Origin of the sequence: Flavobacterium arsenatis (assembly GCF_031456785.1) — a bacterium.
Lineage (GTDB): Bacteria > Bacteroidota > Bacteroidia > Flavobacteriales > Flavobacteriaceae > Flavobacterium > Flavobacterium arsenatis.
The window spans coordinates 77263-90974 of the sequence record NZ_JAVDVI010000009.1 but is presented as its reverse complement, the minus strand read 5'-3'; the positions used below and the strand labels follow the sequence as shown (position 1 = coordinate 90974).

General features: G+C 31.9%; 14 protein-coding genes. All 14 read right to left on the bottom strand.

Going from position 1 to position 13712, the window contains the following annotated elements; genetic code table 11:
• Positions 1-47 precede the first annotated feature (47 nt).
• Positions 48-599, bottom strand: a complete 552-nt coding sequence (locus J2X31_RS11290; protein WP_310026821.1) for a sugar transferase — start codon at positions 597-599, stop codon at positions 48-50.
• Complete coding sequence (locus J2X31_RS11285) at positions 599-1507, bottom strand: NAD-dependent epimerase/dehydratase family protein (protein WP_310026820.1); 909 nt, start codon at positions 1505-1507, stop codon at positions 599-601. Before J2X31_RS11285 ends, J2X31_RS11290 begins: the two co-directional genes overlap by 1 nt.
• Positions 1504-2337, bottom strand: coding sequence for a glycosyltransferase (locus J2X31_RS11280; protein ID WP_310026818.1), 834 nt, complete (start codon positions 2335-2337; stop codon positions 1504-1506). The genes J2X31_RS11285 and J2X31_RS11280 overlap by 4 nt, the downstream gene beginning before the upstream one ends.
• Positions 2315-2917, bottom strand: coding sequence for an LbetaH domain-containing protein (locus J2X31_RS11275; RefSeq protein ID WP_310026817.1), 603 nt, complete (start codon positions 2915-2917; stop codon positions 2315-2317). The genes J2X31_RS11280 and J2X31_RS11275 overlap by 23 nt, the downstream gene beginning before the upstream one ends.
• The gene (locus J2X31_RS11270) at positions 2914-4014 is read right to left on the bottom strand and encodes a glycosyltransferase family 4 protein (protein WP_310026816.1); all 1101 of its coding nucleotides are present in this window, start codon (positions 4012-4014) and stop codon (positions 2914-2916) included. The genes J2X31_RS11275 and J2X31_RS11270 overlap by 4 nt, the downstream gene beginning before the upstream one ends.
• Positions 4011-5087 (bottom strand): glycosyltransferase family 4 protein, encoded by a 1077-nt coding sequence (locus tag J2X31_RS11265; RefSeq protein WP_310026814.1) that lies wholly within the window; start codon positions 5085-5087, stop codon positions 4011-4013. The genes J2X31_RS11270 and J2X31_RS11265 overlap by 4 nt, the downstream gene beginning before the upstream one ends.
• Before the next feature lie 88 nt (positions 5088-5175).
• Entirely contained in the window at positions 5176-6438 is a 1263-nt protein-coding gene (locus tag J2X31_RS11260; protein ID WP_310026813.1) for a hypothetical protein, read from the bottom strand.
• A gap of 37 nt (positions 6439-6475) precedes the next feature.
• Positions 6476-7645 carry an EpsG family protein gene (locus J2X31_RS11255; RefSeq protein WP_310026811.1) on the bottom strand — a complete coding sequence of 390 codons (1170 nt, stop codon included), beginning with the start codon at positions 7643-7645 and terminating at the stop codon, positions 6476-6478.
• Positions 7642-9042, bottom strand: a complete 1401-nt coding sequence (locus tag J2X31_RS11250) for a lipopolysaccharide biosynthesis protein (protein WP_310026810.1) — start codon at positions 9040-9042, stop codon at positions 7642-7644. Before J2X31_RS11250 ends, J2X31_RS11255 begins: the two co-directional genes overlap by 4 nt.
• Positions 9035-9937: a WaaS/CpsH family glycosyltransferase gene (locus J2X31_RS11245; RefSeq protein ID WP_310026808.1), complete on the bottom strand. Its 903-nt coding sequence runs from the start codon at positions 9935-9937 to the stop codon at positions 9035-9037. The genes J2X31_RS11250 and J2X31_RS11245 overlap by 8 nt, the downstream gene beginning before the upstream one ends.
• Positions 9937-10794, bottom strand: coding sequence for a glucose-1-phosphate thymidylyltransferase RfbA (gene rfbA / locus J2X31_RS11240; protein ID WP_310026806.1), 858 nt, complete (start codon positions 10792-10794; stop codon positions 9937-9939). Before rfbA ends, J2X31_RS11245 begins: the two co-directional genes overlap by 1 nt.
• A 6-nt stretch (positions 10795-10800) precedes the next feature.
• Positions 10801-11349: a dTDP-4-dehydrorhamnose 3,5-epimerase gene (gene rfbC, locus J2X31_RS11235; protein WP_310026804.1), complete on the bottom strand. Its 549-nt coding sequence runs from the start codon at positions 11347-11349 to the stop codon at positions 10801-10803.
• Entirely contained in the window at positions 11349-12395 is a 1047-nt protein-coding gene (rfbB, locus tag J2X31_RS11230) for a dTDP-glucose 4,6-dehydratase (RefSeq protein WP_310026803.1), read from the bottom strand. Before rfbB ends, rfbC begins: the two co-directional genes overlap by 1 nt.
• A gap of 15 nt (positions 12396-12410) precedes the next feature.
• Positions 12411-13691, bottom strand: coding sequence for a nucleotide sugar dehydrogenase (locus tag J2X31_RS11225; protein WP_310026802.1), 1281 nt, complete (start codon positions 13689-13691; stop codon positions 12411-12413).
• Between the last annotated feature and the right edge of the window lie 21 nt (positions 13692-13712).

The following is a 13712-nucleotide window of genomic DNA, read 5'->3' as shown; positions in this document are numbered from 1 at the left end:
ATGTTAAGAACTTTAAGCAACAACTTTTTTTATCTTTATAAAATCATCTATTTGCCAACTCTATCTCCTTGTCCTTTGCCACTGACGGTTCCGATAATATACTTAAAATAGTTGATCAATGTTAGATTTTGAAGCATTTCTGCATCTAATTTTGCCAACTTAACTGGAGTTGACATATCAATATTGTTGATTTGCCCTAGGCCTGTTATTCCTGGAAGATAGTTGAAAACCCCTCTTATATCACGTTCTTGGATCAACTCTTCTTGATTGAACAAACAAGGCCTCGCCCCTACTAAACTCATATCGCCAATTAAGACATTGATTAATTGAGGAAGCTCGTCTAATTTAGACTTTCTTAAAAAACCACCAAATTTAGTAACCGAAGCTTGGCTGGCCAAATGTGAAGCTACTGATTTTGTATCCACATTCATGGTTCTGAACTTGATCAATTTAAAAGGTTTCTTATTTTTACCTACTCTTACTTGCACGAAAATGGGCGACCCTGTATCAAACAAACCGATGACATATAAAAGCAACCCAATTGGCCATAAAAATAAAATACCTAAAAATGAAAATAGAAGATCGAAAATGCGTGTCATTATTTTTTGTTTTTAAAACTTTTAATTGTCTTTATAATTCCTTCTTGTGCCGTCAAAGGTAATTCTTTAATCCCTAATGCCGATTTGATTTTTTGGTTAGAAACAACATAACTCTCGGTCAGTTTTTTCAATCTTTCAGAATTAAGCGGTAAATAAATCATGTTGCCCAATAAAGCTGCTTTTTCAATAATTTTTTTGTTGATTGGCAAAAATTTTGCTTTTTTTCCTAATGCCTCATTGATAGCTATTATTAATTCATTTGTCGAAAGGGGAATATCATCGGAAAAATTATAAATTCCTGAAGCTAAACTTTTATCTTTTAACATCTCTTTCATTAAATAACATAAATTATCGATGCTCAAAAAAGACCTCTGATTCTCAAAGGCTCCTAGAGGCCAAGGGATACCTTTCTGCACGATTTTATATAGCAGGTTAAGATTTCCTTTATTACCCGGGCCATGAATCATACAAGGTCGTATAATAAACAAACGCTTTCCTTCTGGTAAAGTTTGCGATAGTAAATACTGTTCTGCTTCAAATTTAGATTTGCCGTATGGGGTTTGAGGATTTCCTTCTACATCTTCTGTCAATGCTTCATTTAGAGTATCCGCCACTGCCTTTACTGAACTAAAATAAAAAAAATCTTTGGCTTTTGATTTTAAAAATACATCAAACAATAAAATTGTCAAATCTGTATTTATGCTAAAATATTCATTTGGCTTTGCTGCGTTTTTGGTGTCATGAGCTTTTCCGGCGAGATGAATAATGGCATTAGCCCCAGATTCTATTTGGCTTTTCCATTTTTCATTTCGCATTGATAATGAGAATACCTCTAATTTTTCTTCTATGAGATATTTTGAAAGATTCTGACCAACGAATCCAGATGAGCCTGTAATAATGATTTTCATTTAAACTGTTTCAAAGTTTTTCTATTAATTTTAATCCTTTCCCTGTCGAAAATCCAACCCCATTTATTAAAATAATGAATACAGGATTTTATAAATATTTTAAATAATTTTTTGTTTTTGTTTGCTCCTGATTCATAACCATGGTAGACCGAAACAAGTGGATAGTAAACTGTTCGGTATTTTTGGTTTACTCTGCGTGAAAGATCCCAATCTTCAAAATACATAAAATAATTATCATCATAGGTACCTACTTCTTTGATTGCTTCAAGGTTTAAAATGGTGAAACATCCCGAAAGGATCGGTGCGTCATAGATTTTTTCCCTTGGGACTTCTCTTAATTCATACTGAGCAATAAAATTGGCATATAAAAAGTTTGGTTTTTTAATTTTTCTTAAAAAAACACTGTAGGGCGATGGTAGTAATTTAGGTAAATTCTGTATAGTGCCGTCCAGATTTAAAATTTGAGGCATCATCATGCCTATTCTTGGATGTTCTTGCATAAAATTTACCATTTCAGAAATGACATCTTCAACAAAGAAAACATCTGGATTAATCACAAAATGATAGTTGTTATTAGCCTCTATAGCTTTTAAAATTGCTATATTATGTGATGCTCCAAAACCTGGATTGGACGGATTATGGATGTACTCAACGTTTACTTTATTTTCAAAGTTTATTTTTAAATCATTTGTCAAAGAGTTATCAATTATATAAAGGTGATAAGCGGCTTTAACATACTCTAGTGATTTTAAAATATTTTCTATATCTTCTTGTTTTGTGTTATACAAAACTACTGATAAACTAATTTTACAGAATTTTAATCCATTCATTTTTATTGAAATCATATTGTTTGATTATCTTGGCAGGAGAACCTACCGCAATACTGAAAGGAGGAATATCCTTGTTTACTACTGACATGGAACCAATTATTGAACCTTCTCCAATTCGTACTCCTGGCAGGATTGAAACAAATTCTCCAATCCATACATTTTTCTCAATAACGACTTTGGAAGAATGTAGAGGTCTAGAACTTGGAGATGTTAAAGGTGAATCTGCATTTTTACCGGTATAACTTCCATGATTATGATCGGTTATGAATACTTTACTGGCAATAAGTACTGAATCGTGTATTTCGATTTTTTCTATTGCTCCAATATGAACGTAGTCATTTATCTGAACATTATTTCCTATTTCGATTAGTGTCTCATTTTTATTTGACTCTGAAAACGCATCTAATCTGCAATTAAATCCTGTTGTAAAGTTATGGCCTACTTTTATAAATTTCTTTCCCCTAATCCTTATAGGGAAACGAACAATTTTGGCTTTAGGGAATAGAAAGAAGGTCCTGACTTTAAAGTAAATTAATTGAATTATACCGCTTAATCCATAAATATTAAAGGTTTTTCTCATGGTCGCTTTCTAATTAAATCACAAATATGTAAATATTTTTCGGCTTGCTGGCGTGAATTATCAAAGAAATTCAATCTTTTATTTCCTTTCATAACTAAATCGTCATATAATTCTGGAGAATGAAAGAGCTTTTTGATTTTATCTGCCACATCATTAGGATTAGTATTATCAAAATATAATCCTGCATCTTCACAAACCGTGGTAGCAAATGATAGGTTTGAAGTTAAAATAGGCCGTTGCATTTTCATTGCTTCTGGATAGGATGCAGAAAAACATTCTAAATGAGAAGGCAAAAACATAGCATCTGACATATTGTATAGGGCTGGACAATCACTTGCCTTTACGTGCCCATGATTTATAATTGATTTTTCAAAACCTTTAAAATTTTTATCGTAATCTTCCTTATTAATTGTTATATGAAATTCATATTGAAAAGTATCATTTTCTAAAAAAGGAATTACTTCTTTTATTATATCAAAATTTTTACTTGGACGATATGTACTTATCATCAATAATTTTTTCACATTAGAATCGTTTCTCTTTTGCGGAACTGCATTTTTATATTGTTGACCTATACCATTTGAAACTAAAAAAACTTTATTTACATCAACATTAAGTCTTTTACTTAAACGTTGTCTTACGTCTTCTGTCTGAACAACCCAATAATCTGCCTCATATTTTGTCCACCATTTTTTATAGATCATTTCCAATTTTGTTTTCCAAGAATATTGTTTTACATACTTATATTCATCGTAAACTATATGCGGAATACCGTAACCTACTAAATGAGGGCTTGAAGCTCTCCAATAGCAAGGACCTACAAAAGAAAACACTGCATCGGGATGAACTTCTTTTTCGATCCTATCAAATTCCTTTATAATTCTTTTTCTGTGTTTTAAAGATGCAGGGCTTTGATCAAAATAATAAAACTTAAAATTACTTGGAAATGTGTCTATTGCTATTTGCTTTGCTATTTCATCATTATAAAAAACATGAAACTCGTCTTTGGTAAACTCCTTAATTTCGTTCAAGAAAGATATCGATCGCTGAAAAGCTCCTCCTATTCTAAGATTGACTGTATTAATAATTAATTTCATTTTAAAATAAATTTTAAATATTTATCGCTGATGACTGCTACAGAATATTCTTCTTTCACAACAACTGCTTTTGTTCCAAATTTTATACGCTTATCGTTGTCATCCATCAAGAGCTGTAATTTAGCCGAAAATAATTCTTGATCATGTAATGGTATCAGATTACCATTTTCTTCGTTTTGTATCAATTCTGACGGCCCTGTTGGACAATCGTAAGAAACGCAAGCCAAACCATTAGCCATTGCTTCTAACAAAACGTTGGGAAATCCTTCGCTAATTGAGGTAAAAGCAAAAATTTTAGCCGTTTGGAAATAACTATCTATGTCTTTTTGAAAATCCAATAGAATTACTTGATCTTCTAAATTTTTCTGTCGGATTTGTTGTTCCAGCTCTCCTCTCAAAGATCCTACTCCTACCAATAACAATTTCCAATTTTCTCTGTTCTGTAAATTTGAAAAAGCCTCTACAAGCCCTTTTTGATTTTTCTGCCATTCAAATCGACCCACATTTAGTATAATATTTTCCTTTTGTACTATAGAAAAATCTTTTATATCTCTCAAAGGATTGGGAATGGTTTCTATATTTTTATTTTTTGTTTTGGAATATATGACTTTTTTTGCCGTATCAGTTTGTGCTATAATTCCTTTTGCTTTTTTGTATAGCGTTTTCCTGAGATTTTCATGTAACGAGCCCAGATTACCCTCTGGATTACTTCGATCTGAAACAAAAACTGGATAGCGGGATCCCAATAAAGATAATAAAACAATATTATTATAACGTTCGCAAAAACTTAATATAGTATTGGGTTTGATCTGGTTAACACTTTTTCTAAGAAAATACAATATCCATAAAGAGTATAGTCCTCTGCCCAGGAGTGTGGACTGGTATCCTTTTTCTGGTTCAATGATTTTAACCCTATCATCAATAGTATAAAATTGATCTTGTTTAGTCATTAATAGAAGGAACACTTCTAGATTGGGATTTTGTGCCCATTGATTTGCTAAAACGCTAATAACTCGCTCCGCACCACCATGCCGCAGAGAAGGAATTATAAGACATACTTTTTTATTTGGCATTTGAAATACTTTCAACAATTAATATTAGGATGCTAGTCAAAATTTATATAGTTTATATATCATAAGTAATCTACTTCAGGATTTACTTCTAATCATTTAATTTCCATTTGACAAAGTCGAACTCCTTAAATGTAGCCTTAACCTTTTTATGGCCGCCAACTTGCTTTTCAGAATTAATTATTTTCCCTTTTTTATTCTTAATATCATTAATAATCCTAGAGTCGGTTTCATCCCGATCCCAAGGACGAGCCCCCACATTTTCATAGATGTAGTTTTTTACTTCTGAAGAAGGCATTGTAGCAATATTAAAATTCCAAATAGGCTTAATTGATTTCAGAATTATATTATTTCCTTTTAAATTTCTTTTTAATTCCTTGCCGGCTTGATCATACAATATATTATCTTCAAAATAAAGTTCTATCTCACCACCGAGAGTTTCAAAAATTGCAATATCTTGTTTTGTATTTTTTCCCATCTGTAAAACATTACCAATAATTGTCATCATACCTTTTTGCTTCTCCTTACCCTTCCATTCTTGTTCAGACAAGGCATAACTAATGGCGCGAATCCCTGGATTATATATCAAATTATTCAATACAACTCCTCTTGCACCTCCTTTGAATAAAGGATTACGATCATTATTGCTGATGAAAAGATTTCTCATAATTAATATATCGGATACATTATCGTGGACAAGTGTTCCCATGGAATGCTCACCTTTCATATGTTGAGATTTTGATAGTCCCTCACCAATAATATTATTACTAAATGTAATTCTATGTGAAGTATTATTTCTCCATTCATCAGGCTCTTTTCCTTCAAATCTTGGGCCAGATGCAGATAAATTTTCATCGATTCCCCACATGAAAGAGCAGTGATCAATAATGATATCGTAGGAGTTTTTGGAAGTTGTCAATACATCCAAATCGCCTTTAACAATTTCTGTCCCTGTTCGAAAGCGGATGTGTTGGAGGATCAAATTATGTGTTTCAAGTATAAAACCACCGTTTACAACAGTAATACCTGGCGAAGGAGCTGTCTGTCCCAAAATAGTTATGTTGGGTTCTTTTACAAAAAATGCCTTTCCTTTCAAATCTATGACTCCTCCAACCTCAAACACGATCACTCTATGCCCTTTCTTTTCCAAAGCTTCCAAAAATGATCCAGGACCGTTAGCATTAAGTGTCGTCACTTTTACTACTTTCCCTCCTTTTCCTCCTTTTACAGATGATGCCCAGCCGTAATTTTTAAAAGAATCTATATTCTGACCCATTGAAATCATTGGATTCCAAAGATATATCAATAAAATTATTAATGATTTGTAATTTGTTGTTCTATATAAATACTTCATATTCTTGCAAATTTTAAAAGAACCATCTTTATCAATATCATTCCCTAGATAATGTTCCACTGTGAATATCTAATCTACGATCGTCTTCTTCCTTATCAAAAACAGATGAATAGGGCAACCATCCCTCATATCTTTTATACACATTGCCCGAAAATCCACCTTGGATTTCTGAAAAATAGTATACTGTTTTATAATACATAGGAAAGAAGAAGAAAATTGAGCATAACAACATTCTAACATTTACCAGACGTTTAGAACGCATAACAAAACAGATAGTATTGGCAAAATAAACTATAAGAAAAGGTCCGAAATAATTTATAAACCTGCCAAATCCTGGCACTGCAACCAAAAGAAGAGCAATGAAAAAATACGGAAAAACAAGTACGTCAAATTTATTATCAATTTTATTTATTTTATTAAAGTAATATAAAAAAGCAGGAAAACCTACAAAACATAAAAAATTGTATACCGTACCAAAAAAACTAAATTCCCGACTTGAATAGAATGCTATTTTGCTAGAAGTATTTTCTGAAAAAGAGAGAAAATCCAGTATAACAGGAAATAAAGCAACAGAAGTCATCAAGACAATAAATAAGGACAAAAGAATACCAATACCAAAAACATTTAATTTTAATTGCTTTAACAAGGGAAAAAGCAATAAGATTGAGGCAGAGGTATGAAAAAGCATCGCAATACATATTCCAATATAAAATTTTGCTAATTTCTTTTCTTCTAAGAATTTATAGACGAATAAAAATATACATATAGCCAATACCTCACGCAGTATCTCCATATTATAATTAAAAAAATAAAAATAACCATAAAGAAAAACAGCCGTAAAGATATAATCAGTATATTTCCTAAAGAACTTAAATAGCACAATATTTACAATTATTGCTTGTATAAATTGAAAAAACCAAAATTCATCCACTACAGTTTTGCATATTGACATCAATCCTGTAAATCCCACATTCCAATCCAAAAGAATAATGAAATTAGACTTAAAATCATAAATTGGGGCTAAATTATTTTCGAAAACATTCTGATATATCAAACTATCACCACCTACTTTCCAGCGGAGCCCAGCAATTAAAACAAAAATTATTCCCGTTAATTTATAAAAAAAGTTACGTCCTTGTTTCCTTCCTCCAATATCGAAAATCATTATCAGAATTATCAAGAAAAACAAGACTAAAAAATAAATCATTTTACTATTTTTTTTATTTCCTTGATATATTTCAAAAGGATAGTTATATAAAATGTCAATATTAGTAGAGCTATTAATAGACGATATAGAAAGGTTATTTCAAACATCATTATTGCCAAAGCTATAACAATTGCAGGAATTAGCAATACTATAAAAATAGAGATACTGAAAGGAATATAATACAATCTATTTGACACAGCCCATGATAACATCACTAAAACTAAATTAGTAACAACCATAGCGATAACAACTCCGATTAATGCATAATGTTGTGCTAAAAAATACAAGCTAATTACGTTCACAATTACGGAAACAAAAAAAGTAAAAGACAAATATTTTGTCTTTTCTTTTAATTTAGGCCCTATATCAACCGTTTCTTTAATAATGTATAAAGCATAAAATAATGTTAGTCCTCCAACATATCTATAAGACTCGTAAAAACTTGACGCTGTTAAGATTTTGACCATTTCAATTGAAAACAAGCTAATAAGACATACACATAAAAATGTTACTGAACAGACAATTATAAAGGCTTTTGAAAAAACATCTTTATTTTGCTCATTTTTAAATTGTTGATGCATAAATGGTGCCCAAGCCATATTAAAAGCCATATTAAATATTTGGATAATAGAGGCTAACTTGATGGATACTGAATATACTCCTATTGCAGAGATAGACAAAAACCCTAATATAAAAAATCTGTTAGACTGCCCTAAAATCATACTACCAACACGGGCTGGAAACATTGGTAATGCATACCGAAAACTTTTTGCAGAAACCCACTTTGGCAGTTTAAAAACAAAATATTTTCTTATGAACCAAGTTACTAAAAATGTTGAACAGAAAATGGAGCTTAATTGTGCAATAAAAACACCCCTCATACCCATTTCAAAGTAAATAACACATATATATATTGCCAACAAAGATGTTAAAACCTTTGTTATGATAACCCCCAGAAATTTTGAATTTGATCGTTCATATCTCAAGATAACGAGCCCAATAACACTTAAATTCTGTAGAGGTACCTGCAAAGACATAAGCTTTATTAGTACTACATATTGAGAAGATCCAAAGAGCTTGAAAGATAAAAAACCCGAAAAAAAATATAGTACTAGGGCTACTGCAACAGATGCTACTATTATCCAAAAATATATTGTGGATATCAATAATTTTTTTCTGCTTTCATTAAATTCATAATAATATCGCTGTAGGGAAGTTTCTAATTGTAGGATTCCAAAAACCACAACAACCATCATCATTGTGCTAATTAAATCAATGATACCATATTCCTCAGTATTAAAATATGTTGTATAGATAGGTAAAACAATAAAACCTAATAATTTTTCAATAGATACTGCCAAGCCGAATGATAAAAATGATTTAAAGAAATTATTCATGATCAAAGCGCTTTATCCAATTTTCAAAATTATAATAATCTAAAATACTCTTATCAATGTCTTTATAAGGAGAATTTATAAAATTATATAAATCATCCAAATTATCTAGTCCAAGGATAAATATATTATTTCGGTCATAAAAAGGCATGTGCACAATAGTGGTATCATTTGTCAAAAGCTTCCGCTTTAAAAATATACTTTCCATTGGCCGAATAGTTTGTCCTGCTTGACCTGCTTGCAAAAAATCTAAAATTACTTTAGCATTATTTACGTGGGATAGATAAACTCCATAATCCATAGATTTAATATTCTCTGGGTTTGGAGCTTTAAAATCAGGAATGATGTGAAAATAAGTGGTAATATTTTGAGCATTTAGTTGATTTTCAATATCCTTCAAATTCTTCTTTCTTCCTTTATCCATACCTAGATAAATAACATCTATCTCTCTTTTTAAGCTATCATCTTGAGCCGGATGAATATCTTTAATATAGAAGGTAGAATTAAACCGTATGTTATATTTTTCACAATCTTCTTGATCAAATGACCAAAATTCTACGTTATTACCCTGAAATTTTGACGGCACAAAACTTTTAGAAACAGGATTCCAATACCAAATTATTATTCTCTTATGACTGTAGTTTTTTATAATATAAGCGATATGAGAGTCAACAGCTGTTGCAAATATAATAACTGTATCTACTTGTGCGATTTTTTTGGTCCATCGATCAAAAAGAAAAGGAAAATGAAATTCATATTTCAACGATATCCTTCTCAATAATTTTTCAAAAATATTTAATTGCTTGTAAACATGAAAAACTTTTACTCCCTTTTCCTCAATAAAGGGTACTAAATATTGTATAGATTCATATATAATTAATGTTTTTCCTAATTCCACTAATGCAAATTTTTTAAATATTTCCCATATCCACTTTTTTGCAAAGGTTCTGCAATTTCGTCAAGTTGAGCTTTATTAATGTAGCCCATCCGATATGCAACCTCTTCAATAGCTCCAATTTTCAGACCTTGACGTTCTTCGATTACTTGAACAAACTGTCCTGCCTGCATTAATGAAGCAAATGTTCCTGTATCGAGCCAAGCTGTACCTCTATCAAAGACTCCCACTTTGAGTCGTCCTTGTCTTAAATACTCTTTATTGACATCGGTTATTTCATACTCACCACGAGCTGAGGGTTGAATATTTTTTGCTATTTCAACTACAGAATTATCATAGAAGTACAATCCCGGTACAGCATAATTTGATTTTGGGCTCAATGGTTTCTCCTCAATCGAAAGAACATTATTATCAGCATCGAATTCTACAACGCCATAACGCTCAGGGTCGTGAACAGGATAAGCAAAAACAACGCCTCCATCTACTTTTGTACAGTCCTGCAATAATTTCGACATACCGCTTCCGTAAAAGATATTATCTCCTAAAACTAAAGCTACTTTATCCTTGCCTATAAATTGCTCTCCTATAACAAATGCTTGTGCCAGACCATTTGGTTCGTGCTGTATTTCATAGGAAAACTTGCAACCTATTTGAGAACCATCTCCTAATAATTTTTCAAAATGAGGTAAATCATGAGGCGTTGAAATAATTAATATTTCGTTTATCCCTGCCAACATTAAGGTTGACAATGGATAATAAATCATTGGCTTATCATATATCGGCATTAACTGCTTACTAACTGCTAAGGTTAATGGATGCAAACGGGTACCCGAGCCACCAGCTAAAATAATTCCTTTCATTTTATATTATTTATTTGTAAACATTTCAAATGATTGTGCTTCTTGATCTTTTTCAGAAATTATCATTTTTTCTTTAGGAACTAGCCAGTCAATGTTCAATGTTTCATCCAGAGGATAAACACCATCTTCTGAAGCTTTATTATAGACATTATCGCATTTATAAAAAAAAGTTGCTTTTTCTGATATAACAGAAAAACCATGTAAAAATCCACGAGGAATAAATAATTGCCTCTTATTATCGGCAGACAATTCAACGGTAATCGATTGACCATACGTTGGCGAGTTATGACGAACGTCAACAGCAACATCTATTACAGTTCCTTCTACTACACGTACTAATTTTGCTTGGGCATATTCACCTGTTTGCATATGTAAGCCACGAACAACTCCATAAGCAGAATTTGATTGATTGTCTTGAACAAATGTTGGTTTATAGCCTAAAATCTGCTCTATTTTAACTTCGTTGTATGATTCAAAAAAATAACCTCTTTCATCTTCAAAAACAGTAGGTTCAAGAATGAAACATCCTTCTAGTTTGGTTTGAGTTGCTTTCATTAATTATACTGTTTGTTATAGTACTTTTGATAATCACCAGAGGTTACATTATCTAGCCATTTTTGATTCTCCAAAAACCAATCTATCGTTTTTGATAAACCTTGTTCGAAAGTTACGCTTGGCGACCATCCTAACTCTTTGTTTATTTTTGTTGCATCGATGGCATAACGCAAATCATGGCCTGGACGATCCTTGACATACGTAATTAATTTTTCGCTTGTTCCTGTTTCTCTTCCTAATTTTTCATCCATTTGTTTGCACAACTCTTTCACCAAATCGATGTTTTGCCATTCGTTAAATCCACCAACATTGTAGCAATCTCCTTGTTTTCCCTGATGAAAAACCAAATCGATAGCTATTGCATGATCAATTACAAACAACCAATCGCGAGTATATTTTCCATTTCCATAAATCGGCAATGGTTTATTATTGATGATGTTATGAATGCATAATGGAATTAATTTTTCTGGAAAATGATTTGGACCATAGTTATTGGAGCAATTGGTAATAACCATTGGCAAACCATAAGTATCTGCATAAGCCCTAACGAAATGATCTGATGATGCTTTTGAGGCTGAATAAGGCGAATGGGGATCATAGGAGGTTTCTTCTGTAAAGAATCCAGTTTCTCCCAAGGCACCAAATACTTCATCTGTTGAAACATGGTGAAATCTTTTGCCTTCGAAGTTATCTTTCCAAATGGTCTTGGCGGCGTTTAACAGGTTAACCGTTCCAATTACATTGGTCATTACAAAATCTAAGGGATTTGTAATGGAGCGATCTACATGCGATTCGGCTGCCAAATGAATAACGCCATCTGGCTTGAATTCATTGAATATGGATTGAATTTTTGACCCATCTGTAATGTCGGCTTTAATGAAGGTGTAATTTGGTGCCGTCTCAATATCTTTTAAATTTTCTAAATTTCCTGCATATGTCAAGGAATCTAAATTATAAATATGATATTCTGGATATTGCAATACAAATCTGCGTACTACATGAGAACCAATAAATCCTGCTCCACCTGTTATAAGTATTTTTTTCATTTTATTTATCTTAAATTATAACTTACCATCAACATTTTTTTTCAAGATACCTTTAACATCATACAAAACACTATTGCTGTTTCGTAGATTATCCAATGGAATACTTAAAAATTCTTTATGGGCAACTCCTAAAACAATTGCATCATATTGTGAAGATGGCAATTCTTTTGTAGTGGTCAATTCATATTCATGGTTCACTTCATCTGGATTTGCCCATGGATCATAAATTGTGATTTCAACTCCATAATCTTTTAAAGCTGCAATTACATCAACAATTTTAGTGTTTCTAACATCCGGACAATTTTCCTTAAATGTGATGCCTAGCATTAATAGTTTTGCACCATTAATAGTAATTCCTTTTTTGATCATCAATTTAATAACCTGGGAAGCAACGTATTCTCCCATAGAGTCGTTCAACCTTCTTCCTGCCAAGATAATTTCTGGATGATAGCCAAATTCCTGAGCCCTTTGGGCCAAATAATAAGGATCTACACCTATGCAATGTCCTCCAACCAATCCTGGTCTAAAGGGTAAAAAGTTCCATTTTGTTCCTGCCGCTTCCAATACAGCATTGGTATCAATATCCATACAATTGAATATTTTAGCCAATTCATTGACAAAAGCAATATTGATGTCCCTTTGTGAGTTTTCAATTACTTTTGCCGCCTCGGCTACTTTTATTGTTGGTGCCAAATGTGTTCCGGCTGTAATTACTGATTTATATAAATCATTAACTTTTATTCCAATTTCTGGTGTTGATCCTGCTGTAACTTTAAGGATTTTTTCAACAGTATGTTCTTTATCGCCCGGATTAATTCTTTCTGGAGAATAGCCTGCAAAGAAATCAACATTAAATTTCAAACCTGATATTTTTTCTAAAACAGGAACACATTCTTCCTCGGTCACACCGGGATAAACAGTCGATTCATATATCACTATATCTCCTTTTTTTAGAACTTTTGCAACGGTTTCGCTGGATTTGTATAAAGGTGTCAAATCTGGCCGATTGTTTTTGTCTACTGGTGTAGGAACTGTAACAACATAATAATTACAATCAGCAATATCGTTTAGATCATCAGAACAGAGTAATCCATTTTGATTGCCTGTTAGGTTTTCGACCAAAACTTCTTGTAAAACTTCATCCGAAACTTCCAAAGTGCTGTCTGTTCCCGAGCGTAATCCTTGAATTCTGCTTTGGTTAATATCAAATCCAACAACTGGATACTTAGTAGCAAATAATCTTGCTAGAGGAAGTCCAACGTATCCTAAACCAATAACGGCTATTTTTATACTCATTATACTGATGTTTTATTTTAT